The organism is Lysobacterales bacterium, assembly GCA_019634735.1.
GTDB lineage: Bacteria > Pseudomonadota > Gammaproteobacteria > Xanthomonadales > UBA2363 > Pseudofulvimonas.
The window spans coordinates 1-24201 of sequence record JAHCAT010000021.1; the positions used below are offsets into that span (position 1 = coordinate 1).

At 72.4% G+C, this 24201-nt stretch carries 20 protein-coding genes; 15 read left to right on the plus strand and 5 right to left on the minus strand.

Translation table 11 applies throughout. The annotated features are described in order from the left end of the window. Positions 1 to 181: 181 nt before the first annotated feature. The 3 genes from KF823_15690 (at position 182) to glmS (ending at position 4573) form a co-directional block, all read left to right on the plus strand. Positions 182 to 910, plus strand: a complete 729-nt coding sequence (locus tag KF823_15690) for a ParA family protein (protein MBX3727349.1) — start codon at positions 182 to 184, stop codon at positions 908 to 910. A gap of 169 nt (positions 911 to 1079) precedes the next feature. Then, positions 1080 to 2444, plus strand: a complete 1365-nt coding sequence (glmU, locus tag KF823_15695) for a bifunctional UDP-N-acetylglucosamine diphosphorylase/glucosamine-1-phosphate N-acetyltransferase GlmU (GenBank protein MBX3727350.1) — start codon at positions 1080 to 1082, stop codon at positions 2442 to 2444. Between the two features lie 299 nt (positions 2445 to 2743). Continuing rightward, entirely contained in the window at positions 2744 to 4573 is a 1830-nt protein-coding gene (gene glmS, locus KF823_15700) for a glutamine--fructose-6-phosphate transaminase (isomerizing) (GenBank protein ID MBX3727351.1), read from the plus strand. A gap of 83 nt (positions 4574 to 4656) precedes the next feature. Here the strand turns inward: glmS and KF823_15705 are convergent, their stop codons facing one another. Further along, the gene (locus KF823_15705) at positions 4657 to 5625 is read right to left on the minus strand and encodes a cyclase family protein (GenBank protein MBX3727352.1); all 969 of its coding nucleotides are present in this window, start codon (positions 5623 to 5625) and stop codon (positions 4657 to 4659) included. A gap of 489 nt (positions 5626 to 6114) precedes the next feature. Between KF823_15705 and KF823_15710 the strand changes: the two genes are divergently transcribed. Then, positions 6115 to 6501, plus strand: a complete 387-nt coding sequence (locus tag KF823_15710) for a hypothetical protein (protein ID MBX3727353.1) — start codon at positions 6115 to 6117, stop codon at positions 6499 to 6501. A 100-nt stretch (positions 6502 to 6601) separates the two neighbouring features. Here the strand turns inward: KF823_15710 and KF823_15715 are convergent, their stop codons facing one another. Continuing rightward, positions 6602 to 7771 carry a S8 family peptidase gene (locus tag KF823_15715; GenBank protein MBX3727354.1) on the minus strand — a complete coding sequence of 390 codons (1170 nt, stop codon included), beginning with the start codon at positions 7769 to 7771 and terminating at the stop codon, positions 6602 to 6604. 375 nt (positions 7772 to 8146) lie between these two features. Between KF823_15715 and KF823_15720 the strand changes: the two genes are divergently transcribed. The 4 genes from KF823_15720 to KF823_15735 all read left to right on the plus strand — a co-directional run bounded on the left by KF823_15720 (position 8147) and on the right by KF823_15735 (position 11719). Next, positions 8147 to 8698 carry a GNAT family N-acetyltransferase gene (locus KF823_15720; GenBank protein MBX3727355.1) on the plus strand — a complete coding sequence of 184 codons (552 nt, stop codon included), beginning with the start codon at positions 8147 to 8149 and terminating at the stop codon, positions 8696 to 8698. 47 nt (positions 8699 to 8745) lie between these two features. Further along, complete coding sequence (locus KF823_15725; protein ID MBX3727356.1) at positions 8746 to 9564, plus strand: hypothetical protein; 819 nt, start codon at positions 8746 to 8748, stop codon at positions 9562 to 9564. A 62-nt stretch (positions 9565 to 9626) separates the two neighbouring features. Continuing rightward, positions 9627 to 9884 carry a hypothetical protein gene (locus KF823_15730; protein MBX3727357.1) on the plus strand — a complete coding sequence of 86 codons (258 nt, stop codon included), beginning with the start codon at positions 9627 to 9629 and terminating at the stop codon, positions 9882 to 9884. Positions 9885 to 9943: 59 nt separating this feature from the next. Then, positions 9944 to 11719, plus strand: coding sequence for a GGDEF domain-containing protein (locus tag KF823_15735; protein ID MBX3727358.1), 1776 nt, complete (start codon positions 9944 to 9946; stop codon positions 11717 to 11719). 30 nt (positions 11720 to 11749) lie between these two features. Here the strand turns inward: KF823_15735 and KF823_15740 are convergent, their stop codons facing one another. Beyond that, positions 11750 to 12379, minus strand: coding sequence for a CoA transferase subunit B (locus KF823_15740; protein ID MBX3727359.1), 630 nt, complete (start codon positions 12377 to 12379; stop codon positions 11750 to 11752). Positions 12380 to 12381: 2 nt separating this feature from the next. Beyond that, positions 12382 to 13080 carry a CoA transferase subunit A gene (locus KF823_15745; protein MBX3727360.1) on the minus strand — a complete coding sequence of 233 codons (699 nt, stop codon included), beginning with the start codon at positions 13078 to 13080 and terminating at the stop codon, positions 12382 to 12384. A gap of 192 nt (positions 13081 to 13272) precedes the next feature. On the opposite strand from KF823_15745, the gene KF823_15750 reads away from it, so the two are divergent. The 7 genes from KF823_15750 to KF823_15780 all read left to right on the plus strand — a co-directional run bounded on the left by KF823_15750 (position 13273) and on the right by KF823_15780 (position 23047). After that, on the plus strand, positions 13273 to 13734 hold the full coding sequence (locus KF823_15750) for a hypothetical protein (protein MBX3727361.1): 462 nt from the start codon (positions 13273 to 13275) through the stop codon (positions 13732 to 13734). 90 nt (positions 13735 to 13824) lie between these two features. After that, entirely contained in the window at positions 13825 to 15222 is a 1398-nt protein-coding gene (locus KF823_15755) for a hypothetical protein (protein ID MBX3727362.1), read from the plus strand. A 73-nt stretch (positions 15223 to 15295) separates the two neighbouring features. Next, a complete protein-coding gene (locus KF823_15760; GenBank protein MBX3727363.1) occupies positions 15296 to 15793 on the plus strand; it encodes a sigma-70 family RNA polymerase sigma factor in 498 nt (165 codons plus the stop codon). Continuing rightward, the gene (locus tag KF823_15765) at positions 15790 to 18477 is read left to right on the plus strand and encodes a serine/threonine protein kinase (protein ID MBX3727364.1); all 2688 of its coding nucleotides are present in this window, start codon (positions 15790 to 15792) and stop codon (positions 18475 to 18477) included. The genes KF823_15760 and KF823_15765 overlap by 4 nt, the downstream gene beginning before the upstream one ends. A 76-nt stretch (positions 18478 to 18553) precedes the next feature. After that, positions 18554 to 19366 (plus strand): bifunctional DNA-formamidopyrimidine glycosylase/DNA-(apurinic or apyrimidinic site) lyase, encoded by an 813-nt coding sequence (gene mutM / locus KF823_15770; GenBank protein ID MBX3727365.1) that lies wholly within the window; start codon positions 18554 to 18556, stop codon positions 19364 to 19366. 100 nt (positions 19367 to 19466) lie between these two features. Next, positions 19467 to 20021: a sigma-70 family RNA polymerase sigma factor gene (locus tag KF823_15775; GenBank protein ID MBX3727366.1), complete on the plus strand. Its 555-nt coding sequence runs from the start codon at positions 19467 to 19469 to the stop codon at positions 20019 to 20021. 182 nt (positions 20022 to 20203) lie between these two features. Further along, complete coding sequence (locus KF823_15780; protein MBX3727367.1) at positions 20204 to 23047, plus strand: tetratricopeptide repeat protein; 2844 nt, start codon at positions 20204 to 20206, stop codon at positions 23045 to 23047. A 352-nt stretch (positions 23048 to 23399) separates the two neighbouring features. Here the strand turns inward: KF823_15780 and KF823_15785 are convergent, their stop codons facing one another. Continuing rightward, positions 23400 to 24041, minus strand: coding sequence for a thymidine kinase (locus KF823_15785; GenBank protein ID MBX3727368.1), 642 nt, complete (start codon positions 24039 to 24041; stop codon positions 23400 to 23402). Positions 24042 to 24201: the final 160 nt, after the last annotated feature.

Genomic DNA, 24201 nt, shown 5'->3' on the forward strand with positions numbered 1-24201 from the left:
GATCCCCGGTCCCCGGTCCCCAGTCCCCAGTCCCCAGTCCCCAGTCCCCAGTCCCCAGTCCCCAGTCCCCAGTCCCCAGTCCCCAGGCCCCAGGCCCCAGGCCACGCCCCGCCGGCCCCATCCTCGGTTACCCTGTCCCCGGTCGGGGATCGACCGACACGGCAGGGGGGCCGGAGAAGCGATGCTGCGCATCCTGGTGGCCAATGCGAAGGGCGGCTGTGGCAAGACCATGCTGGCGACCAACCTGGCCGCCGCCTACGCGCATGGTGGCCACGCCACCGTCCTGGTCGACTGCGACCCGCTGGCGGCCAGCGAGCGCTGGTACGCGCGCCGCGTCGCCGGCCTGCCGGGACTGGCCGTGCAGCCCATGCTGCCGACCCGGTTCGGCGCGCCGGCGCTGTGGAGCCTGTGCATCCCGCCGCGCACCCAGGTGATGGTCATCGACGCGCCTGCCGGCTGCGAAGGCGCCCAGCTCGGCGAGCTGCTGCGCCGCTGCGACCATGTGCTGGTGCCCTGCCTGCCTTCCGCGCTCGACCTGGCGGTCACCGTCGACTACCTGGACCGGCTGTCGCGCCTGCACGAGATGCGCCATGGCGGGCCGCGCGTCGGCATCGTCGCGAACCGGCTGCGCGCCAACACCCTGGGCTCGCGCGAGCTGGCCATGCAACTGGCCTCGTCGCCCTGGCCGCTGGTCGCGACAGTGCGTGATTCGCAGATGTTCGTGCAGGCCTCGGCGATCGGCCGCGGCCTGCTGGAGTTCGGCACCCGCCGCTGCCAGGAACACGCCGAGGGCATCCGGCAACTGATGGCCTGGCTGCCGACACCGGCACCGCCAGCGTCGGTCGCGCCGGGCGCCGGTGGCGTGGAAAACCCGGACGGCGCGGTGGCCGCGACGGCGGCCGTGCGCTGAGCGGCACCGGGGCTGCGGTGGGATACTGCGCAGCCGGTCCGGTCGCCGGGCGACCGCTGCGTCGCGCCTCGCATCCGGTCCGGAGACACGCTCCGATTCATCGCGCCGGTCGTCCATGCCGGCGCGGTGGCCTGCCCAGCGCCCTGGCGCGCAACCCCGGGAGTCAAGGATGGACCAGCCCCTGCACGTGATCGTACTGGCCGCCGGCGAAGGCAAACGGATGCGTTCGGCCCTGCCCAAGGTGCTGCAGCCGGTCGCCGGACGGCCGATGCTGGCGCACGTGCTGGCCGCCGCCGCCGCGCTGGCGCCGGCGCGCGTGCATGTCGTACATGGCCATGGCGGCGACCAGGTCCGCCAGGCCTTCGCCCGGGACGAGGCGCTGGTCTGGGCCGAGCAGACCCTGCAGCTCGGCACCGGCCACGCCGTGATGCAGGCGATGCCCGGCGTCCCCGACGACGCCACCGTGCTGGTGCTGTACGGCGATGTGCCGCTGATCACGGTCGACACGCTGAAGGCGCTGCTTGCGGTCGCCGGCGACGGCCTGGCGGTGCTGGTCGACACCCTTGCCGACCCCACCGGCTATGGCCGCGTCCTGGTCGATGGCGACGGGCGCGTCGTGGCGATCGTCGAGGAGCGCGATGCCGATGCCACACAGCGCGCGGTGAACCGCATCAACACCGGCGTGCTGGCGGCGCCGGCAGCCGACCTGCGCCGCTGGCTGGCTGCCCTGGGCAACGACAACGCCCAGGGCGAGTACTACCTGACCGACGTGTTCGCGATGGCCGCCGCCGAGGGCCGGCCGGCGCTGACCGCCGCCTGCCTGGAGCCGCTGGAGGCCGAGGGCGCCAACGATCCCTGGCAGCTCGCCCAGCTCGAGCGCCGCTTCCAGTTGCGCCAGGCGCGCGCGCTGTGCCGGGCCGGGGCCCGCCTGGCCGATCCCGCGCGCCTGGACGTGCGCGGCAGCGTGCGCGTCGGCCGCGACGTGGAGATCGACGTCGACGTCGTTCTGGAAGGCGAGGTCGAGCTGGGCGACGGCGTGCGCATCGGCCCGTTCTGCCGGCTGCGCGACGTGCGCCTGGCTGCCGGCAGCCTGGTGCGCGCGCACTGCGACCTCGAGGGCGTCGACGCCCAGGGCGCGGTCATGGTCGGCCCCTTCGCCCGCCTGCGCCCCGGCACCGTCCTGGCCGACGGCGTGCACATCGGCAACTTCGTCGAGACCAAGGCCGCCGTGCTGGGCCAGGGCAGCAAGGCCAACCACCTGAGCTACCTGGGCGACAGCCGCATCGGGACCGGCGTCAACATCGGCGCCGGCACCATCACCTGCAACTACGACGGCGCCCACAAGCACGTCACCGTGATCGGCGACGACGCCTTCATCGGCTCCAACAGCGCCCTGGTGGCGCCGGTCGAGATCGGCGCCGGCGCCACCATCGGCGCCGGCTCGGTGATCGGCAAGAACGCGCCGCCCGGCGAGCTGACCGTCGCGCGGGCACGCCAGGTCACCGTGCCGGGCTACCGTCGGCCCAGGAAGTAGGTGGCGTCGGGCATGGCCGGCCGGACCGTGTCCCGGGCCGGCGGTGCGTCTCCTCTGCGGTCCGGCCGCCAGTGCTTCGACGATCTGCGCGTTGGTCCTGCCGGGCGGCCGTCGCGGCTGTGCCGGCCAGTGCGGGCGGCGTCGGCCGCAGACCCCCCGCGCCCGCCATGCGCCGCCAGCCGCATCGCCGGCGATCCGGCGCCGGTCCCGCCGCCACCTGAACGCCGCTTCTGGCGACGCCCCGCAGCGGGTGCCGGCCGCCACCTATAATCGCCGCGTCCAACCTGCCGGAGCGGTCCATGTGCGGAATCGTCGCAGCCTGCGCCTCGCGTGACGTGGTGCCGCTCCTGATCGAGGGCCTCAAGGCCCTGGAATATCGCGGCTACGATTCCGCCGGCGTCCTGGTCGAGGTCGACGGCGGCCTGCGCCGCGCCCGCACCCAGGGCAAGGTGCGCGAGCTGGAGGCCCTGCTCGGCCGCGAGCCGCTCGCCGGCAGCACCGGTATCGCCCACACCCGCTGGGCCACCCACGGCGCGCCCAACACCCGCAACGCCCACCCGCACACCTCCGGCGACGTCGCCGTGGTCCACAACGGCATCATCGAGAACCACGCCGAGCTGCGCGAGGAACTGCGCGGCCAGGGCTTCGTGTTCGAGTCCGAGACCGACACCGAGGTGGTCGCCCACCTGATCAGCGCCTACCTGCGCGAGAGTGGCGACCTGCTCACCGCGACCCGCGCCGCGCTGGCGCGGCTGCACGGCGCCTACGCCCTGGCCGTGGTCAGCGCCCGCGAGCCCGGCCGCGCGATCGGCGCCCGCCAGGGCAGCCCGCTGGTGGTCGGCCTGGGGCAGGAGGAGAACTACCTGGCCAGCGACGTCCAGGCGCTGATCCGCTCGACCCGGCAGTTCATCTTCCTGGATGAGGGCGACGTCGCCGACGTGCGCCGCGAATCGGTGCAGGTCTACGACCGCGGCGGCACGCCGGTGCAGCGTGCGGTCAAGACCAGCGAGCTGAGCGCCGATGCCGTCGAGCGCGGCGAGTACCGGCACTACATGCTCAAGGAGATCCACGAGCAGCCGCGCGCGCTCAGCGACACCCTGGAGGCGCGCATCGCCGGCGACCGCATCCTGCCCAACATCTTCGGCACCGACACCGCGCGCCTGCTGTCGCAGGTGAAGTTCGTGCAGATCGTCGCCTGCGGCACCAGCTACCACGCCGGCCTGGTCGCCCGGTACTGGCTGGAGGGCCTGGCCGGCATCCCCTGCGCGGTCGAGGTCGCCAGCGAGTACCGCTACCGGCACACCGTGGTGCCGCCCGGCACCCTGTTCGTGGCGATCAGCCAGTCCGGCGAGACCGCCGACACCCTGGCCGCCCTGCGCGAGGGCCGCGACCGCGGCTACGTCGCCGCCTTCGCGGTCTGCAACGTGCCCGAGTCGACCCTGGTCCGCGAGGCCGACCTGGTGCTGATGACCCGCGCCGGCCCGGAGATCGGCGTCGCCTCGACCAAGGCCTTCACCACCCAGCTCGCCGCGCTCGGCCTGCTGGTCCTGGAGCTGGCCCGGCTCAACGGCCTGGCCCCGGAACGCCACGCCCGCCTGGTCGCCCAGCTCGCCTCGCTGCCGCGGGTGATCGGCGAGGTGCTGGCGATCGAACCGGTGGTGGCCAAGCTGGCCGAGCGCTTCGTGCACAAGCACCATGCCCTTTTCCTTGGCCGCGGCGTGCAGTACCCGGTGGCACTGGAAGGCGCGCTCAAGCTCAAGGAGATCTCCTACATCCACGCCGAGGCCTACCCGGCGGGCGAGCTCAAGCACGGCCCGCTGGCCCTGGTCGACGACGATATGCCGGTGATCGCGGTGGCGCCCAACAACCAGCTGCTGGAGAAGCTCAAGAGCAACCTCGAGGAAGTGCGCGCGCGCGGCGGCGAACTGTTCGTGTTCGCCGACCAGGGTGCCGACCTCAGCATGGACGGCACCCGCGGCCAGATCATCAAGGTCGCCGCCGGCGGCAACCTGATCGCCCCGGCGGTGTTCACCGTGCCCCTGCAACTGCTCGCCTACCACGTCGCCGTGCTGCGCGGCACCGACGTCGACCAGCCGCGCAACCTGGCCAAGTCGGTCACCGTCGAGTAGGTGCAGGCCTCACGACCGGGAGGCAGCCCCCCGGGATCGGGGCGGCTCCCCGAGCGGGAGCCGCCCGCGAACTCGGATCGCCCTCAGGGTGCCGGATGCCCGATCACCACCGGCCGCACCGGCGAGCCGCCGCCGCCCTGGATGCGGATCGGCAGGATGAAGGCGGCGCCTTCCCAGACCCGGGCCTGCGCGATCTCGCTCAGGTACAGGTTCTGGATCTGCAGGACGCCGGCCTGGGTGAGGTTGTGGTGGTGGATGCCGAACGGGATCCAGCCTTCCGGATCGGCCCAGGTCTCCGGCGGCGGCACCGGGCCGGTGCCCGGCACCCACTGCGCGGCGTCGGTGAACGGGTTGTCCAGGCCGAGCAGGGCGATGCCCTGGTCGGCCAGCCACACCGCGGCGTCATGGGCCAGGCCCGGGCCCTCGCGGTAGTAGTCGGCCGGCGCCGACTGCCACAGCCGGCCCCAGCCGGTGTGGATGAACACCACGTCGCCCTCGAAGATGCCGCGGCCGGCCAGGCCCTGGGCGTGCAGCATGGCCTGCACCTGGGCGCGCGAGATGGCGTAGCCGGCGGGCAGCGGCTGGCCGTTGCCGATGTGGCGCTCGGCGTCCAGCAGCACCATGGTGGTGAGCAGCGGCTCGGCGGTCTCCATGCCCAGGCGCAGCAGGCCGTCCGGGCCTACCACCTCGTCCTGGGTGAGGCCGCCGTAGTACTGCGCCGGCGCGTCCGGGGCGCTGCGCCAGCCGAAGTGGCCGATGGCGTCGAGCTGGGTGCCCTGCTGGCCGATGTCGCCGCAGATGTAGTCGCCGTTGAAGGCATGGCCGGCCAGATACTGGGTGCCCGAGGGCACCAGGGTGTACGGTGCCGAGAACGGCGACTGCGGCATGGTCGGCGACATCACGTGGCCGACCTCGAACTTGCGCGGCTGCACCCAGCGCGGCGGGCCGGGACGGACGTGCACGCGGCGCGCGACCATGTGGCTGGCGGCGCGCGCCCAGGTGGCCGGGCCCTGGCAGCTTGTTGAAAAACGACCTTCCTGGTCGTTTTTCAAGTCGCCCGTCCGGCGCAGGTCCGGACGGGCTCCCGTCGAATCAACTGCTTACGCACTTGCTTCGCCGAGCGGCCATCCATGGCCGCCGCCAGCAGGCTGTTTTTCAACAGCCTGCTAGCTGGCGGTGGCGCCGCGGTCGTCGACCTGGGCCTGCGCCGGGCCGCCGGCGGCCTGGCAGAGCGCGGCCAGCAGCAGGCCGGTCGGTAAGGATCGGATCATCGTGTTTCCCCTTGTCGTGGATGGCCGGCCCGGTCGGTGCCGGAACGGGTCGGGTGCGGCGTGCCGCGCCCGGACCTGGCTTGCAGCGCAAACCGTGCCGAAGTCACGACAAGTTCGGCCGGCAAGGATGGCGAGCGTGCGTTCGCGCACGCTTGGCTTGCGCTGTCGATCGGGCCACGCGACGCTGTCGAAGCCGTGCCTTCCCCATCGACCACACGGTGCGGACCGGCGGACCCCTGCCGGTCGCCAATTTTCCTCTGGAGAACAGTCATGCAAGGCAAACCCGTGGTGTGGTTCGAGCTGTACGTGAAGGACATGGCGCGCGCCCAGGCCTTCTACGAGGCGCTGCTGGACGTGCGGCTGGAGGCGCTGGACAGTCCCGACCCGGGCGCGCGGATGATGGTCTTCCCGGGCGCGATGGAGCAGGGCGGGCAGGGCATCTCCGGCGCCCTGGTCGAGCAGGCCGACGGGCCGTCGCCCGGCGTCGGCGGCACGATGGTCTATTTCGGCGGTGAGGATTGCGCCGTGCCGGCCGGTCGGGCCGCGGCGCTGGGCGGGCGCCTGGTCCAGGACAAGATGTCGATCGGCCCGTACGGCTTCTGCGCCGTGGTCGAGGACCCGGACGGCAACCGCGTCGGCCTGCACTCGATGGCCTGAGGGGTGACGCGCGAGGCGGCGGTTCGGCCGCGCGCACGCGGCCCTCATTCGCTGCCCGCAACGGGAGGCCGGCGGCTGCCGGCCTCCCGCCTGTCGCCGCTTACCGCGAGTACAGCAGGCGGTTCGGCGAGCCGCTGCCGATGCCGCTCAGGCGGCCCGTGGTCGCCTTGTTGTAGATCGTGTTGCGCACCGTCGCCGGCGAGGCGGAGGGGCTGCCGGCCAGCACCAGGGCGGCGGCACCGGCCACGTGCGGGGCCGCCATCGAGGTGCCGCTGATGGTGTTGGTGGCGGTGTTGCTGGTGTACCAGGCCGAACGGATCGAGCTGCCCGGCGCGAAGATGTTCACGCAGCTGCCGAAGTTGGAGAACGAGCTGCGGGCATCGGTGTTGGTGGTCGAGCCGACGGTGATCGCATTGGCGACCCGCGCCGGCGAGTAGTTGCAGGCGTTGGCGCCGGAGTTGCCCGCCGCAACCACCACGGTGACGCCGCGGTTGATCAGGTTGTTGGTGGCGGTGTCGGTGGCGCTGGAGGCGCCGCCACCCAGGCTCATGTTGGCCACGGCCGGCAGCACCCGGTTGGCCGCCACCCAGTCGATGCCGGCGATGATGGTGGAGTTGGCGCTGCCGCCGCTGCAGCCGAACACGCGGACCGGGACCAGGCGCGCGGCCTTGGCGACGCCCCAGGTGGCGCCGGCGACGGTGCCGGCGACGTGGGTGCCGTGGCCGTTGCAGTCGCTGGTGCCGCGGCCGTCGTTGATCGCCGTGGCGCCGGCCAGCACGCGGCCGCCGAAGTCGCTGTGGCTGGCCAGGATGCCCGAATCGATCACGTACACCCGCACGTTGCTGGCGGTGGCATCGTAGATGTAGCTGCCGTTGAGCGGACGGTCGCGCTGGTCGATGCGGTCCAGGCCCCAGGTGGCGTTGGTCTGGGTGGCGTCCAGGAACACCTCGCCGTCCTCCTCGATCCAGGCCACCCGCTTGTCGGCCATCAGGCCCGCCAGCGCCTGCCGCGAGGCGGCGGCCGAGAAGCCCTGCAGGGCGTGCGTGTAGACGTGTTCGACGCCCAGGTCGTAGCGGGCGGCGAGCTCGACCGTGGTTTCCGGTACCCAGGTTTCCGGGTCTGCCACGGCGCCGCGGGCACCGGTGTCGGGGGCGTTCAGGACCACGATGTAACGGCCTTCGATGGGCCGCTCGACCTGGCGGTAGTCGGCGGCGGTCGCCGGAATGGCCAGGGACAGCAGGGCCGCCAGGGCGGCAGTTCGGATGTGCATGCGTGCGATCTCCCTCTTCGTTGACGAGACAGCGGATGTCCGTCGCCGACCCCTCCAGGTCGTGCCACGGCCCCCGGGAAGTACCCGCCTCTCGGCGAGGGCGCACCCGGAAGACTTGTGCGCGACAAAGTTCCCGCCAGGACACAAATGTGTCAAATCGCTTCGGCGCAGGGTGAAAACCACCTGCCGAACGAAATCTTTCGTTTCACGTGAAAGTGTGATCCTGCGCACCCGGTCTCCCCCGCGGGCCACCCGCCCGGGCGCCCATTCGGACAGCGATGGAACGGGCCTGGCCGGCCGGCGTCTCGTGGGGGCGGGTCGACGGCATCGTCGGGAATCTGCTATCGGTGCGCCTGGCCCCCCGGGTGAACCAGGATGACGCGGAAGGTCGAGAAGGTCCCTGACGCGGGGTGGGTATTTCCCGGCGAGCTGGCCGGCACGCGGGTCGCCCTGCATCCGCTGCGGGCCGGAGATCGTGCGTTGTTCGAGTCCCTCTACGGCGACCCGCGGGTGATGGCCCAGGTCGGCGCGCCGCTGGCCGCTGCGCGACGGGTGCGCGCCTTCGATTCTGCGCTGGCCGATTCGGCGGATGCCCAGGGCTCTCGCCGGCTGTGGCGGATCCAGGTCGTCGAGGGCGGTGATGCCGGAGGTCTGCTGGGGCTCAGCCGCGGCGACCACGGCATGGAAGTGGGTGCCTTGCTGCTGGCCAGCGCCCAGGGTCGCGGCCTGGCGACCGATGCGATCGCCGTGCTGGCTCGGGCGGTGTTCGCCTCGCCCGGCGTGGACCGCCTGTGGGCCCGCCACCGGACGGACCATCCGGCAGCCGCTGCCTTGATGCGGACCCTGGGATTCCGCCCGGGTCCGCTGCCGGCAGATGGGACCGGCTGGACGGCGTGGTTCCTGGACCGACCGGCCTACCCTGGCTGAGACGGATCGGATACTGTGACGGTTCGCGCGGGGAGGAACGTTGGCCCATGGCCAGGCAAGGCAGCCTGAGTTGTGTCGGAGTGGGCATGGTCCTGGGCGCCCACCTGGCGCCGCGCGCACGCAGCCTGATCGAACAGGCCGAGGTCGTGTTCTGCGTGGTGTCCGATCCCCTGGTCGAGCAGTGGCTGGCCGGCATGAACGCCGAGGTCCGCAGCCTCCAGGACTGCTATGCGCCGGGCCGTCCCCGCCTCGACACCTACCGCGAGATGCAGGGCCGGGTGCTCGGCGAAGTGCGCGCCGGCCGTCGCGTCTGCCTGGCCCTGTACGGCCATCCCGGGGTGTTCGCCCGGATGCCGCACGAGGCGATCGCCGCCGCCCGTGCCGAGGGCCATCCGGCCCACATGGAGCCGGCGATCTCCGCCGAGGACTGTCTGTACGCCGACCTCGGCATCGATCCCGGGCGGGTGGGCTGCCAGCACCACGAGGCCACCCAGTTGCTGCTCAACCAGCGTCGTCTCGACCCCTCGGCCTGGCTGGTGGTCTGGCAGGTGGCGCTGGCCGGGGACCGCCGCAACCTCAGCCGCGGCACCTCGCCCGCGCACCGCGCGCTGCTGGTCGAGCGCCTGCAGCGGGACTACCCGCCCGACCACGAGGTCGTCGTCTACGAGGCGGCAACGCTGGCGATTGCGGCGCCGCGCATCGAGCGGATGCCGCTGTCGGCGCTGCCGGATGCGCGGCTGGAACTGCAGTCCACCCTGGTCGTGCCGCCGGCGTTGCCGTTGCAGGCCGACCCCGTCATGCATGCCCGGCTCGCGGCGCTGGAAGCCGGGGCATGTGCCACGCAAGCCGTCCCGGCGCCGCACTAGTTCGAAGCGCCCGGCCTGGTCGGGCGCCCGGACTCCCTAGTCAATTGCCCAAGGAGTACCGCATGTCCAATCTCGTTGCCTTCCTCGAAAGCCTGGGGACCGAGGGTCGCCTGGCCGGCCTGACCGAGGCGGACTACGCCGCGGCGGTGGACCGGCTCGACCTGCCGGCCCCTGTGCGCGAGGCGCTGCGTCGCCGCGACGTGGCCGCGTTGCACGCCCTCGTGGCCGACGCGCCGATGATGCTGATCCTGGTCCCGGGCGACGAGGCCCCGGACGACGACGACGACGACGGCAAGGACGAGGACGCGCCCGCCGCCTGAACCGGCCGGCGGCGGCGCCGGACCGGCGCCGCCGCGGTCACGCTCGCGTCCAAGCCGTCATGCGCGCCCTGCTCGTCGCCGTCGCCCTGCTGCTCTGCTGCGGCCCCTTGTCCGCCGTCGAGGAGTACGGCCGCCTGCTCGACCGCGCCGATGCCATCCGCAGCGGCGACCGGGGCCGTTTCGACGCGGCACTGGCCGCGCTGCGCGCCCACCCGGGGCCGGCGACCCCGGCCCAGCGCGAGCGTCTGGACTTCCTGGAAGCCTTCGCCGAGGCGCGCAGCGGCGATTTCCCCGCCGCCATCGCCCGCCTGCGCGCCCTGTCGGCCAGCAGTGGCGATCCGGCCGTGCGCTTTCGGGCCGGCGCGTTCCTGGTCAACACCCTGGCCGGTACCCGGGAGTTCGCGGAAGGCTTGCGGGTGCTCGATGCCACGCTGGCGCTGGCCGACCAGGTCGACGATCCGGAGGTGCGCAACGGCGGCCTGCTGGCCGGTGCCGTTCTCTACAACCAGGTCGGACAGTATGTCCTTGGCCGCGAACTTGCGCTGCGCGTCGCGCAGACCGCAACCGAGCCGCGCACCCAGTGCATCGCCGCCGCGGTGCGCCTGGAGGCGGAGCTGGAACTGGCCGAAGTGCCGCTGCACAGCCTGCCCTTCGAACAGACCATCGGGCTGTGCCGCGCCCAGGGCGAGCTGATCGTCGCCGGTTTCGCGAGCGGTTACCTGGCACGGCGTCATGCCGCCGAAGGCGACCCGGCGCGGGCCGCGACGGTGCTGCGCGCGGTGCTGGACAGCGTCGAGGCCACCGGCTACCCGCGCCTGATCGGTGAGATCCATGGCCTTCTGGCCAGCTACAGCCTGGCCACCGGCGACCGCGCCGCCGCCGAGCGCCATGCCCGCCGGGCGGTCGAGCAGGGCGTCGGCATCGCCTATGCCCAGCCCGTGGTCGACGCCCACCACACCCTGCACGAACTGGCCCTGGCTCGCGGCGATATCGGTGCCGCGCTCGAGCACTACCGCCGCTACGCCCAGGCCGACAAGGCCTACCTGGACGACGTCAAGGCCCGCGAGCTGGCCTTCCAGATGGTCCGCCACGAGACCCTGCAGAAGAACCAGACCATCGAACTGCTCAACCAGCGCAACGACGTGCTGGAACTGGAGCAGCGCCTGGCCCGGCAGGCTGCCGCCAACAGCCGGCTGGCCCTGGTGCTGCTGCTGGTCCTGCTCGCCTCGATCGGCTTCTGGGCCTACAAGATCAAGCGCCTGCAGGTGGCGTTCCGGCGTCTCGCCCAGGTCGATGGCCTGACCGGCATCGCCAACCGCCATCATTTCGCCAGCCAGGCCGGCGAGCTGCTGGCGCGGACGGCGCGCGAGGGCACGGCGGCGACCTTGCTGATGTTCGACCTCGACCTGTTCAAGGCCATCAACGATCGCCACGGCCACGCGGCCGGCGACTGGGCGCTGCGCCAGGTTGCACGGAGCTGCGCCCGCGACCTGCGCGAGGACGACCTGTTCGGCCGCCTGGGCGGCGAGGAGTTCGCGGTGTTGCTGCCCGGCCTGGATGCCGCAGCCGCCCTGGCGATGGCCGAACGCCTCCGGGCCGGCATCGAGGAGATCGACACCACGCCCTCGGGCGCCCGCTTTCCGATCACCGCCAGTTTCGGCCTGGCCGAGGGCCGGGGCGCCTGTGCCGACCTGGACGCCCTGCTGGTGCGTGCCGACCGCGCCCTGTACCGGGCCAAGCGCGGCGGCCGCAATCGCGTCGAGGTCGAGCGCCGCCTGGCCCCGCAGGCGAGTCCCGGGGATATTCCCGGCGACTCCAGCCTTGCTGTCTCCTGAGCGGATGCGGCGAGGCAGGGCGCGCCCGGCTCACGCCAGGATCGGAACGCCGGTCTTGCCGCACACCTCGTCCAGCCCGACTCCGGGCGCCAGCTCGACCAGGCGCAGGCCGTCGTCGGCGACGTCCAGCACGCTCAGTTCGGTGATGATGCGGTGCACGCAGCGCACCCCGGTCAGCGGCAGGGTGCACTCGGGCAGGATCTTGTGCTCGCCGCTCTTCGAGGTGTGCTCCATCAGCACCACCACGCGCTTGACGCCGGCGACCAGGTCCATGGCGCCGCCCATGCCCTTGACCATCTTGCCCGGGATCATCCAGTTGGCCAGGTCGCCGCGGCCGGACACCTGCATGGCGCCCAGGATCGACAGGTTGATGTGGCCGCCGCGGATCATCGCGAAGGAGTCGGCGCTGGAGAAGAACGCCGCGCCCTTGCGCGCGGTGATGGTCTGCTTGCCCGCGTTGATCAGGTCGGCGTCGACCTCGTCCTCGTACGGGAAGCGGTCGATGCCGAGCAGGCCGTTCTCGCTCTGCAGCCACACGTCCATGCCTTCGGGGATGTAGTTGGCGACCAGGGTCGGCAGGCCGATGCCCAGGTTCACGTAGAAGCCGTCGCGCAGCTCGCGGGCGGCGCGCTGCGCCATCTCGTCTCGGTTCCAGGCCATGGTCACTTGCTCACGGTGCGTTGTTCGATGCGCTTCTCGGGATGCGCGTTCAGGACGATGCGGTCGACGTAGATGCCCGGCAGGTGCACCTGGTCGGGATCGAAGGCGCCGACCTCGACGATCTGCTCGACCTCGGCGACGCAGACCCGGCCGGCGGTCGCCGCCATCGGGTTGAAGTTGCGTGCGGTCTTGCGGAACACCAGGTTGCCGGCCTTGTCGGCCTTCCAGGCCTTGACCAGGGAGACGTCGGCACGGATGCCGCGCTCCATCACGTACCACTCGCCGTCGAACTGGCGGGTCTCCTTGCCATCCGCGACCACCGTGCCGTACCCCGTTTTCGTGAAGAAGGCGGGGATGCCGGCGCCGCCGGCACGCAGGCGTTCGGCGAGAGTGCCCTGGGGTGTGAACTCCAGCTCCAGCTCCCCGGCAAGGAACTGCCGCTCGAACTCCTTGTTCTCGCCTACGTAGGAGGAAATCATCTTGCGGATCTGACGTGTCTCCAGCAGCAGGCCCAGGCCGAAGCCGTCGACGCCGGCGTTGTTGGAGACCACGGTCAGGTCCTTCGCACCGGAGTCGCGCAGGGCGGCGATCAGCGCCTCGGGGATGCCGCACAGGCCGAAGCCGCCGACCGCCAGGGTCTGGCCGTCCGCGACCAGGCCGGCCAGGGCGGCATGGGCGTCGGGGTAGATCTTCTCGCTCATGGAAGTCCTCGCAGGGGATACCGGATGCGGCGGGGCTCGGCCACGCCGCGCCCTGGCATTCTCGCACGCCCCCCGGGCCGGGCCGATCCGACCAAAGGGAAGGTGCCGCTGGCAGCCACAGGGAGAGAGTGCTGACTTGCGTTCCTGCCCGGTATGGGCGCAAAAAAGGCCGGTACGGCGAAGGAGGTGGCGATGTCGGCGATGCTCTCGACCGGATCGGCGGCCCAGCTCTGGCAGGGACTGCTCAGCCAGGCGCAGGCGCGTGTCCATGCCCGGCTCCCGGAGGACCAGGAAAGCTACCTGGTGTTCACCCTGCTGCGGCACTGCCGCGACGGCCTGCTGCCGGGCCGCACCATGGCCCTGGAGCTGCTCGACGGCCTCGGCCAGCCCGGCAGGCTTCGCTGCGACCGGCTGCGCGACGTGGGCGACCGCTGCCTGCTGCTCGCCGGACTGTTCCCCGGCCAGGCCACCCGGCGCCTGGTGGGGACGGACTACTTTCCCGCCCTGGGACGCAGCGCCTATGGCGAGCTCGGCGCCGTCCGCGGCGACCCGCTGGCGGGACTCTACCGGCAGCTGGCCCTGGCTTTCGATGCCCTGGTCCGCGTCCTGGCCGGCCTGCGCGGCAGCCCGGGCGGCGGTTCCTGGACCGCCTGAGGGCGTTCGGGTCGCCCGGCAGGGGCATGTGTCAGTCGAGGGTGCCTGACCGCGTATCCCCAGGCACCCCAATCGCCCGGAGTGATCCTGATGCATCGCACCACCCTGCTGGCCGCCCTCTCGGCCGCGTTCGGCCTTGCCGCTGCGCCCGTCCTTGGACTGGAGACCTACCAGTTGCTCATCGGCGCATCGGGGCATCCGCAGATCGAGGCGGTCGCCGCGCTGCCAGCCGGCAACGGCGATGTCTACCATGTGCTGAGCGCGGACCTGGTGTCGGGGGGCTGCAGCGGGCCCCGTTGTGTGGTCGTCATGAAGGTGTCCGACGGTCCCGATCCGCTGCAGTCGGTGATCGTGCCGGTTCCCTTCGAGAGCGTCGCGGCGGCAGCCATCGATGCCAGCGGCCGCGTGGTGATCGTCGGCACCGCCGGCAACGGCGGCACCGGCCGCGACTTCCGGGTGGTTCGCCTGCTCCCGACACTGGGCAACGATCCGGCTTTCGGCGCGGCGGGCTCGGGTGTCCGCGACATCGACTTCGCGGCGATCGGACGCACCGGTCGCAACGACGACGTCGCCACCGCTGTGGCGATCTCTCCCCTCGGCGAAATCGTCGTGGTGGGACAGGTGGACAGGACCGCCCCGGACGACACCGACTTCGGTGTGGCCAGGCTGCGCGCCAGCGACGGAGGCCTGGACGTTGGCTTCGGTCAGGGCGTCGGGTTGCGCGCTGTGCATTTCGATCTTGCCGCCAATGCCCGGCTCGATGCGCCTCGAGCCGTCGCCGTGGATGGCGCCGGCCGGATCACCGTCGCAGGCGTCGCCACCGATGGCGCGGCCGCTTCGCAACGCGTGGCGATCACCCGTCTGCTCGCCACCGGAGGTTACGACACGACGCTCTGCAACGACGGGTGCCTGTTCAACAACTACCCGACCATACGGAACGGTCGTCAGGTGTTCTACTTCGGCGCCAACAATACGCATGCCGACGAGGTCGCTGCGCTGGCGCTCAACGGCGATGGCACCCGCTTCGTGGTGGCCGGCCACCGCGACGCCAATCCCGAGCCGAACAGCCAGCGCAAGGCCTACTTCGCGCAGTTCTCGGCAGCCGGCGAGTTGCAGCGCGAGGTCGGCGGCTACATCGACACCACGAACGCCGCCAACGATGCCCAGTATCGTGGCGCGCGCTTTCTGCCGGGCAGCCCCGACCGTCTGCTGCTGGCTGGCAGTTTCCTTGGCGGCTCAGCTCATTTCGTGCAGCGGTTCGGCGCCAGCGGCAACGCCGCCGACCCCGGTTTCGGGAGCTGTGGGCCTGCGTCCGGCGTGCTTTGCGTCGGCGAGGCCGAGGTCCGGGTCCGCGCTCTTCACATCGATGGCCAGGGCCGGGGACTGGTGGCGTTCGACACGACCCATCTCGGCGCGCGCGTCTACCGGGCCTACATCGTGAGCCTGGCCGACGGCGACCGCATCTTCGGGAACGGCTTCGAGCCGTGAACCGCCGCGCCGGAGCCCTTCCGCATCGCGAAATCCGGATCCATACTCCGCCCGACCAGCGGTGGGGCGGGGCATGGACGAGGCGTTCAACGCGGTTTACGGCGAGCTCAAGCGCCTGGCGAGGACGCAGATCCGTCGCAGCGGGGGCGCCACCCTCGACACCACGGCGCTGGTTCACGAGCTCTACCTCAAGCTCGCCGGAAGCCGCGAGGCCGAAGGCAGGGCGCACTTCCTGAACCTGGCCGCGCGTGCCATGCGACAGATTCTCGTCGATGCCGCGCGACGCCGGCAGGCGGCACGCCATGGCGGTGGCCAGTCGGCGTTGACCCTGGAACGCGTCGATCCCGGGCTGGACCAGGATGCGGTGGAGGTGCTGGCGCTGGAGCAGGCCCTTGACCGTCTGCGCGTGGGTCAGCCCCGGATGGCCCGGGTCGTCGAGCTGCGCTGGTTCGCTGGCGCCGAGTTCGCCGAGATTGCCGCGATCCTGGAGGTCACCGAACGTACCGTCTACCGCGACTGGCTGGCGGCCCGGGCGTTGCTGGCCGAGTCCCTGGGTGCGCCTTCGCGATGAACGCGGAGGATCGCGTCGCCACCCTGCTCAGGGAGGCCCTCGACCATCCGGAAGAAGGCGATCGCGAGCGGTTCCTGGCAAGCGCGTGCGCGGGCGACGACAACCTGCGCCGCCGCCTGGACCGGTTGCTGGCAACGATGAACGCAGGCGTCCCGCTGGTCGACCAGGATGTCTGGCCGCTGGCCGGTCGCCTGCTGCACGAAGAGGCGGATCTCCGCGCAGGTCCGGAAGCGCCACGGGTAGGTGAGCGGATCGGGCCCTTCGAGGTAACCGGCTTTCTGGGCCGCGGCGGCATGGGCGAGGTTCTCGCGGCCCGTCGTTCTGGCCAGGGCTTCACCCAGGATGTGGCGATCAAGCGCGTGCACGGCATGCTTGGCAATGCCGATGCGCTGGCGCGCTTCGCTCGTGAGCGGGGAATTCTCGCCGGCCTGCACCATCCCGGAATCGCCCGCTTCATCGACGGCGGAGTCGATGCCGATGGACGGCCCTGGTTCGCAATGGAGCGGGTCGACGGCCGCTCCATCACCGACTGGGCCGACAGTGCCCGCCTCGACGTCCGTGGCCGGGTCGGCCTGCTGGTCGAGCTGTGCGACGCAGTGCAGGCCGCGCATGCACGATTGATCGTCCACGGCGACATCAAGCCCGGGAATGTCCTTGTCGACGCAACCGGTCGTCCGCGTCTGCTGGACTTCGGTATCGCTGGACTGGTCGAGGAGGCGGGGAGCGCGCAGGGCGGCCTTTCGCCGCACACGCCCGACTACGCGGCGCCGGAGCAGCGTCTGGGCGAACCCGTCACCACCGCTACCGACGTCTACGGGTTGGGGGCGTTGCTGCATCGACTGCTGGTCGGGCGACCACCCGATCGTTCCGGGTCCACCCGTCCGATCGCCTCGAGCGACGGTCGGACCGCCCGTACAGGCGGGCGCGGCGAGCCGCCGGCCAGGTATGGCGCGCTGGCGGGCGACCTGGGAAGGGTCGTTTCCCGTTGCCTGGCACCAGAGCCGGCCGGCCGTTATCAGACCGCCGAAGCGCTTGCCGACGACCTGCGCCGCTGGCTGGCAAGGAGGCCGGTGCGGGCAACGCCGCCGAGCGTGCTCCATGCCGCCATGTTGCTTGTGGCCAGGCAGCCCCTGGCGACCCTTGCAGCCGGCCTGGCCCTGCTGGTCCTGGCCGCGGCGTTCGTGTTCAGCCAGATGCAGGCTGCTCGGGCCAGCCAGGCCGCGCGTGCCGCGGCCGCAGCCAACGACTTTCTGGCCAGCCTGTTCGCGGCTGCCGATCCGGCGCAGACGCGCGGTGAGCGGTTGAGTCTTCGCGAGGTGCTCGATGCCGGTGCCGACCGCCTGCTGCGGAGCTTCGAGAACGACCCGGCCACCCGCGCCAGCCTGGCCACGGTCCTGGCTGCCAGCTACGTCGGACTGGGTCGCGCCGACCTTGCCCGCCCGCTGCTGCTCACTGTCCTGCCGAGCTTGCCTCAGGGCACGCCGGAGCACGGCCGGGCCTTGCTCTCCCTGGCGCAGGCGGAGCGGCTGCTGGAGGACTTTCCGGCGACCGAGCGCCACGCACGTGCAGGACTGGCGCTGCTCGACCCCGGTGCCGGCGAACTGGCCGAGCCGCTGGCGACAGCGCGGAACATCCTGGCCTACGCGGTCGCCAAGCAGGGTCGTCACGACGAGGCGATCGAACTGTATCGCGGCACGCTTGCGCGGCTTGCGCCGTCGACCGGGGCTTGGCTGCGCGTCGACACGCGCAACGACATGGCGACCGTGGCCACCATGCGGGGCGACTGGTCTGCCGCCCTGACCGAACTTGAACTGATTGCCGATGCGCTGGCCGACCCGCCGCCGGAGCGCCTCAGGGACGCGCTGATGATGCGCATGAACCTGGCGGTGGCGCGCTTCCGGACCGGCGCATCCGACGCCGGCGCCGGCGAGCTGGAGGCGATCGCCGGCGCCTACCGCGAGCTGCTGGGGCCGGATGGCGCCGAGGAGCTGGCCGCCCGCACGCTGCTGGGCCAGGTCCACTGGCACCAGGGCGACATCCAGGCGTGCGCCGACACCTTCGGCGCGCTGCTTGCGGTCCGGGCCGCGACGCTGGGCGACGACCACCCGCTTACCCTTGATGCGCATGCCAGTGGTGGCCGCTGCCTGGCGGTGTCCGGTCGCGATGCCGAAGCCCGGTCCGCGCTCGATGCCCTTCTGGCCGCGGCCGAAAGGCACGACGCTCCGAGCCGCGCAAGCTTCAGACAGCGGGTCAGCGCCGGGTTCCTGGCCGACGACCTGGGTATGGAGGCGCTGCCTGAAAGCCTCTCGGATGAGGGGCTGGCGACCCTTGGCGAGCAGCTCAACCTGGCCGGCAGCGACGACGACCTCCGCCGTATCGTGCTCGCCGCGGCGCGGCAGCATCGGCGCGGGGATTCCGGGGCGGCGGCTGAGCTGCTATCGCGGACGTCGGCAGGTGGCGTTCGCCGTGAGGGCCAGGATCGCGTGGCTCGCCGGGTGTTCGCGTACCGGGCCTGTCTGTTGCGTGCCGCTGGGCGCGCATCGGAAGCCGATGCCGTGATCGCGCAGGTGCGAGCGGACGGTGGCGGTGCCGATGCGCGCCTGACGACCCTGCTCGACGCGCTTCCGGAGCGCGGGCGCGCGCAGGTCCCGCAATGCCGACCGTTTCTCTATGGCCTTGGTTGAGCATCGACGCCCGGCGACTGGAGGGCGTCCGCCGATGGCTTGACCCCAACCGGGGTCGGTCCCAGCATCGCCGTCCATGCCCGAGTTGCCGGAAGTCGAGACCACGCGCCGCGGCGTCGAGCCGTATGTCACCGGTGCCCGGGTCGCACGGGTGGTCCTGCGTGTGCCGGCGCTGCGCTGGCCGATACCGACGACGCTCGTCGATGAACTGCCGGGACAACGCTTCCAGGCGGTACGCCGACGCGCCAAGTACCTGCTGCTGGACACCGAACGCGGCAGCGTGCTCCTGCATCTGGGCATGAGCGGCGTGTTGCGGGTGCTGCCGACCGGATCGGCCCCGGGGCGGCACGACCATGCCGACATCGAGCTGGTCGGCGGGCGCATGCTGCGTCTCACCGATCCCCGTCGCTTCGGCTGCCTGCTCTGGCAGCCGGCTGGCGCCGTCCATCCCCTGCTCGCCGGCCTGGGACCGGAGCCGCTCTCGGACGACTTCGACGGCGACCGCCTGTGGCGGGCGTCGCGCGGCCGCAGCGTCGCCGTGAAGTCGTTCATCATGGACCAGGCGGTGGTGGTCGGCGTCGGCAACATCTATGCGGCCGAGGCGCTGTTCCGGTCCGGCATCCATCCCCTGCGTGCCGCCGGCCGTGTCAGCCGCGCGCGCTATGCGGTCCTGGCCGTGGCGATCAGGGAGATCCTCGCCTACGCCATCCAGCGCGGCGGCACCACCCTGCGCGACTTCCTCGATCCCAGCGGATCGCCGGGCTATTTCGAGCAGGAACTGAGCGTGTACGGGCGCGCCGGCGAGCCCTGCCGCCGCTGCGGCGCGGCACTGCGCGAGGTGCGCCTGGGCAACCGCGCCTCATGCTACTGCCCGGCCTGCCAGCGCTGAGGTCGCGCCAGTGGCGGGCGCGGGCCCGCGCCGGGCTCGCATCGCGACCTCACGAAACATCCGGGCTAGACTGGCCACGGACATCTTCCGGAGTGACGGCTTGGAACCGGGCCAGGACATCACCGTGCTGCTGGCGCGTGCGCGCGCTGGCGATGCCGCCGCGCTCGAGGTCATGCTGCCCCGCGTCTACCACGAGCTGCGCGCGCTTGCCCGACGCCACCTCGCGCGCGAGGCCGCCGGCCACACCCTGTGCACCACGGCGCTGGTGCACGAGGCCTACCTGAAGCTGGCCGGCGGTGCCGGCGACTGGCGCGATCGGGCGCATTTCTTCGGGTACGCCGCGGCGGTGATGCGCAACATCCTGGTCGATCATGCGCGGCGACGCGGCGCGGTGAAGCGCGGCGGCAACCTCGTGCCGGTCGACTGGACCCTGGCCGAGCCGAGCACCGAGGCGATCGCCGACGAAGTGCTGGCGCTGGACGATGCGCTCAACCGGCTCGCCGCGCTGGAGCCCGATCTGGCCCGCGTTGTGGAGCTGCGCTTCTTCGCCGGCCTCTCGCTCGAGGAGACCGCCGAGGTCACCGGCCGCTCGCCGCGCACCGTGGACCGCGACTGGGCCAAGGCGCGCGCCTTCCTGCACCAGGTCATGGCCTGAAGCGATGGCGGTCGGGTGCGACTGTCGCGATGTCTTGTGGCCCGCCCTCCGGCAGGGGCCTCGCGCGTGAACCCCGCCGGTCCCGTCGCTGCCGCCGATCGGCGGGTCGTCGCTCCGGCGCGGTGGCGGCGCGCGGAGCGTGACGCGCCCCGGCGCGGCCGGTTCGGCCACGGGACCGGGCGATGACGGACAAGTCGCCCGATGCGCAGGCGGTGATCCGCCACTGGCGCACGCTGTCGCCGCTGCTGGATGCCGCGCTGGCGCTGGCGCCGGACCAGCGCGACGGCTGGCTGGCGGCGCAGGACCTGGATCCCGGACTGCGCGGGCTGCTGGCCGGCCTGATCGCGGGCGCGGATGCGCCCGGCCTGCTGGATCGCGGTGTCGACCCGCTGGCCAAGGTGCTGGTCGAGCCCGCCGCGATCGGCGACACCGCCGATTGGACCGGCCGTCAGCTCGGGGCCTGGCGCGTGGTCAGACTGATCGGCGAAGGCGGCAGCGCCAGCGTCTTCCTCGGCGAACGCGAGGATGCCGGGTTCGCCCAGCAGGCGGCGATAAAGGTGCTTCGTCACGGCATGCTGGACCCGCTGGAGCAGCAGCGGTTCGCGCGCGAGCGTCGCATCCTGGCAGGACTCGAACACCCCTGCATCGCCCGGCTCATCGATGGCGGAGTCACCCCGGCCGGCGTGCCCTGGTTCGCCATGGAGTTCGTCGACGGCGAGCCGTTGACCGCCAGCTGCGACCAGCGCAGGCTGCCGGTCGACCAGCGCCTGGCCCTGTTCCTGGAGGTCTGCGAGGCGGTGGCGCACGCGCACCGGGCGCTGGTCGTGCACCGGGACATCAAGCCGGGCAACATCCTGGTCGACCGCCATGGCCGGGTGCGGCTGCTGGACTTCGGGATCGCGCGGCTGCTCGACGAGGGCGAGGACGATGGTCAGGGGACGGCCACCGTCACCGTGGCGGGCCAGCGCCGCCTGACCCCCGCCTATGCGGCGCCGGAGCAGTTGCTGGGCCGGCCGGTGACCACGGCGGCGGACGTCTACGCCCTGGGCGTGCTGCTGCACGAGTTGCTGGCTGGCGTGCGGCCGGCCGGCCCGGGTGACGCCACCACCCGTCCGGCCTCGCACCGGCTGGCCGCCGCCACCGGCGCCGCGGAGATCGCGGCGCAGCGTTCAAGTGCGCTGGCGCCCTTGCGGCGGCGCCTGGCCGGCGACCTCGACCGCATCATCGCCATGGCGCTGCGTGAGGAGCCCGAGCGCCGCTACGCCTCGGTCGAGGCACTGGCCGACGACGTTCGCAACCATCTCGCGCGGCGGCCGGTACGGGCGCGTCCGGACGGCCTGGCCTATCGGAGCCGGCGCTTCCTGCGGCGCAACCGGGTGGCGGTGGTGGCGGCCGTGCTGCTGCTGGCGAGCATCGTCGCCGGGGTGGCTGCGACCCTGCGTCAGGCAGCGCAGGCCCGGACCGCCGCGGCGCATGCCCAGGAGCAGGCGCAGCGCGCCGGGGCGGTCAAGGAGTTCCTGGTCGGCCTGTTCGCCGGAGCGGCGCCGGACCAGGCCCGCGGCCAGCAGATCACCGCCCTGGCCCTGCTCGACCGCGGCGCCGCGCGGATCGGCGAAGAGATGGTGGCGGTGCCGGCGCTGCGCGCCGAGATGCAACTGGTGCTGGCCGGCATCTATCGGGAACTGGGCCAGTATCGTCAGGCCGGCGAGTTGCTCGCCCAGGCCGGCGAGAGTGCCGGGGTCGATGCGGTCGATGCGGGTCTGGAACTGGGCCGGCTGGCCCTCGCGGAAGGGCGTTACGACCAGGCGGCGGAGGCCGTCGATGCGGTCCTCGCCCGGCTGCCGCCGGACGGCGGGCGCGTGTCGGATCGCATCGACGGCCTGCTGTTGATGGCCGAGATCGAGGTGGCGCGCGATCACCGCGATCAGGCACTGGGCCACGCCCGCGAGGCGATCGCCCTGCACGGCTCGCTGCAGGAAGGCGACGTCCTGCAGGAGGCACGAGCGCAGGCCGTGCTGGGCCAGATCGCCTTCGGTCAGGGCGAGCTGGAAGCGGCGGCCGTGGCGATGGCCCGGGCCCTGGCGCTGCGCCAGCGACGGCTGGGCGAGATGCACACCCTGGTCGCCACCAGCGAGCACGACCTGGGCGTGATCGCCCTGCAGCGTGGCCAGGCCGAGGAGGCCGCGGCCCTGCTCGAAGCGGCGCTTGCGACCCGCGGCAGGCTCCTGGGGGAGCGCCATGTCGACACCGCATCCAGCCTGCTCAACCTCGGCATCGCCGAGCGCCGGCGCGGCAATCGCGAGGTCGCCGAGCGCCTGCACACGCGTGCCGCCGAGGTCCTTGCGGGCCTGTTCCCCGAGGGTCATCCGGAGCAGGTGGCGGCACTGAATGCGCTGGCCGTGATGGCACAGGAGCGCGGCGACCTGGAGTCCGCCGTGGCCCGCATGGACGAGGCGGCGCGCATCGCCGGCTCGGTACTGGGGGCCGGCCATCCGACGGTCGCCACCCTGCTCAACAACCAGGCGTCGATGCTGCGCCAGCGCGGCGACCTGGTCGCGGCGGAGCAGGTCCAGCGTCGCGCGCTTGCCCTGGTGCTGGACAGCGTCGGCGAGAGCCACCACCTGCACGCCGTGGCCCTGACCGGGCTGGCCTTCATCGAACTCGAGCAGGGGCGGGCGCGGGCAGCGGCGGACGGGTTCAGGCGCGCGGCCGACATCACGGTCGCCGCGCTCGGCGCGGAGCACCCCGACCATGCCGCGGTGCTGGCCGGGCGCAGCGACGCCGAGCGCGCTCTGGGCGATCTCGACGCGGCGCTGGAACATGCCCGGCGATCGGTGGCGATCGCCGCGGCCGCGTTGCCCGAAGGACATCCGCGGCGCCGTCGCTCGTACTGGTCGCTGGTCGAGTCGCTTGCCGCGGCCGGCGACTGCCCGGCTGCGCGGGCGGCCGCGGACGAGCTGGAATCGCCCCTGGGCGCCGGCGAGCAGGCCAGGCTGGAGGCGCTGGCGCGACGCTGCCCACCCTGAGCCGGATCATCGGCTGCCGACCCGGGCGGGCTGGAAGTCGGCCCGTTCACCGGCAGCCGGCGCACCCGCCGCTGCTCCTCTGCCGAGAGCGCCGGCAAGCACCTGCTGGGCGGGATCCTCAGCGCGTCGATCGCCGCTGGACAGCGACTGCGCATCGTTCCTGGGCGCCTGGCCAGATCGTCCGTTGCCGGCCACGGGCCAGGTGCAGGTCGGCCTGCGGGGCCGATGGTTCGCCTGGTCCCGCCGACGGACCGGGTGAGGTGATGCGATCCCGCGCGCCGCGCGCCGCGCGCCGCGCGGCAGCCGCTGGCCGTCGCCCCATCCGACCCTGGTTCGGACTGTCCGTCCCGATTCAGCCGGACTCCCCCGGCGCCTCCAGTGGCAGGCTGGGTTGCCCGGCGGGAACCGTCGTCTCGCCCCGCACCAGGCGCTTGAACTCCGCGCGGCTGACCGAGACGTAGCGCTCGTTGCCGCCGATCTCCACCTGGGCACCCTCGGTGGTCGCCCGCCCGGCGGCGTCGATCCGGACCACCATGGTGGCCTTGCTGCCGCTGTGGCAGATGGTCTTGATCTCGTTCAGCTCGTCCGCCCAGGCCAGCAGGTGGCGGCTGCCCTCGAACAGCTCGCCGCGGAAGTCGGTGCGCAGGCCGTAGGCCAGCACCGGGACGCGCAGGCGATCGACCACCTCGGTCAGCTGCCAGACCTGCTCGCGGCTCAGGAACTGGGCCTCGTCGACCAGCACGCAGTGCAGTTCGCCCTGCGCCGCGATGTTGTCAGCGACCAGGCCCTCGAGGTCGTCCCCGGCGCCGAATGCCAGCGCCTGGGCACGCAGGCCGATCCGCGAGCGCACCACCCCGACGCCGGCACGATCGTCCAGACGCGGGGTCAGGATCAGGGTGCGCATGCCGCGTTCCCGATAGTTGTGCGCGCTCTGCAGCAGGGTGGTGCTCTTGCCGGCGTTCATCGCCGAAAAGTAGAAGTACAGCTTGGCCATGGGGCGCAGTATAGGCGCGCCCCCGATTGCCGATCGGTCGGCGCACAAGGTGCTGCGTCCCGGCCTTGCCCGGCGTGCCGGGCAGGGCCGCAACCGACCGGAGCCAGCCACGGCGTGGTCCGCGCACCTGCCGAACCGGTGCCAATCGGCACCGGCGTTG

What these genes read in the sequence shown, in the direction of transcription:
- KF823_15690 (MBX3727349.1), top strand. Translation starts at nt 182, where the DNA reads ATGCTGCGCATCCTGGTGGCCAATGCGAAGGGCGGCTGTGGCAAGACC.
- glmU (MBX3727350.1), top strand. Translation starts at nt 1,080, where the DNA reads ATGGACCAGCCCCTGCACGTGATCGTACTGGCCGCCGGCGAAGGCAAA.
- glmS (MBX3727351.1), top strand. Translation starts at nt 2,744, where the DNA reads ATGTGCGGAATCGTCGCAGCCTGCGCCTCGCGTGACGTGGTGCCGCTC.
- KF823_15710 (MBX3727353.1), top strand. Translation starts at nt 6,115, where the DNA reads ATGCAAGGCAAACCCGTGGTGTGGTTCGAGCTGTACGTGAAGGACATG.
- KF823_15715 (MBX3727354.1), bottom strand. Translation starts at nt 7,771, where the DNA reads ATGCACATCCGAACTGCCGCCCTGGCGGCCCTGCTGTCCCTGGCCATT.
- KF823_15720 (MBX3727355.1), top strand. Translation starts at nt 8,147, where the DNA reads ATGACGCGGAAGGTCGAGAAGGTCCCTGACGCGGGGTGGGTATTTCCC.
- KF823_15725 (MBX3727356.1), top strand. Translation starts at nt 8,746, where the DNA reads ATGGCCAGGCAAGGCAGCCTGAGTTGTGTCGGAGTGGGCATGGTCCTG.
- KF823_15730 (MBX3727357.1), top strand. Translation starts at nt 9,627, where the DNA reads ATGTCCAATCTCGTTGCCTTCCTCGAAAGCCTGGGGACCGAGGGTCGC.
- KF823_15735 (MBX3727358.1), top strand. Translation starts at nt 9,944, where the DNA reads ATGCGCGCCCTGCTCGTCGCCGTCGCCCTGCTGCTCTGCTGCGGCCCC.
- KF823_15740 (MBX3727359.1), bottom strand. Translation starts at nt 12,379, where the DNA reads ATGGCCTGGAACCGAGACGAGATGGCGCAGCGCGCCGCCCGCGAGCTG.
- KF823_15745 (MBX3727360.1), bottom strand. Translation starts at nt 13,080, where the DNA reads ATGAGCGAGAAGATCTACCCCGACGCCCATGCCGCCCTGGCCGGCCTG.
- KF823_15750 (MBX3727361.1), top strand. Translation starts at nt 13,273, where the DNA reads ATGTCGGCGATGCTCTCGACCGGATCGGCGGCCCAGCTCTGGCAGGGA.
- KF823_15755 (MBX3727362.1), top strand. Translation starts at nt 13,825, where the DNA reads ATGCATCGCACCACCCTGCTGGCCGCCCTCTCGGCCGCGTTCGGCCTT.
- KF823_15760 (MBX3727363.1), top strand. Translation starts at nt 15,296, where the DNA reads ATGGACGAGGCGTTCAACGCGGTTTACGGCGAGCTCAAGCGCCTGGCG.
- KF823_15765 (MBX3727364.1), top strand. Translation starts at nt 15,790, where the DNA reads ATGAACGCGGAGGATCGCGTCGCCACCCTGCTCAGGGAGGCCCTCGAC.
- mutM (MBX3727365.1), top strand. Translation starts at nt 18,554, where the DNA reads ATGCCCGAGTTGCCGGAAGTCGAGACCACGCGCCGCGGCGTCGAGCCG.
- KF823_15780 (MBX3727367.1), top strand. Translation starts at nt 20,204, where the DNA reads ATGACGGACAAGTCGCCCGATGCGCAGGCGGTGATCCGCCACTGGCGC.
- KF823_15785 (MBX3727368.1), bottom strand. Translation starts at nt 24,041, where the DNA reads ATGGCCAAGCTGTACTTCTACTTTTCGGCGATGAACGCCGGCAAGAGC.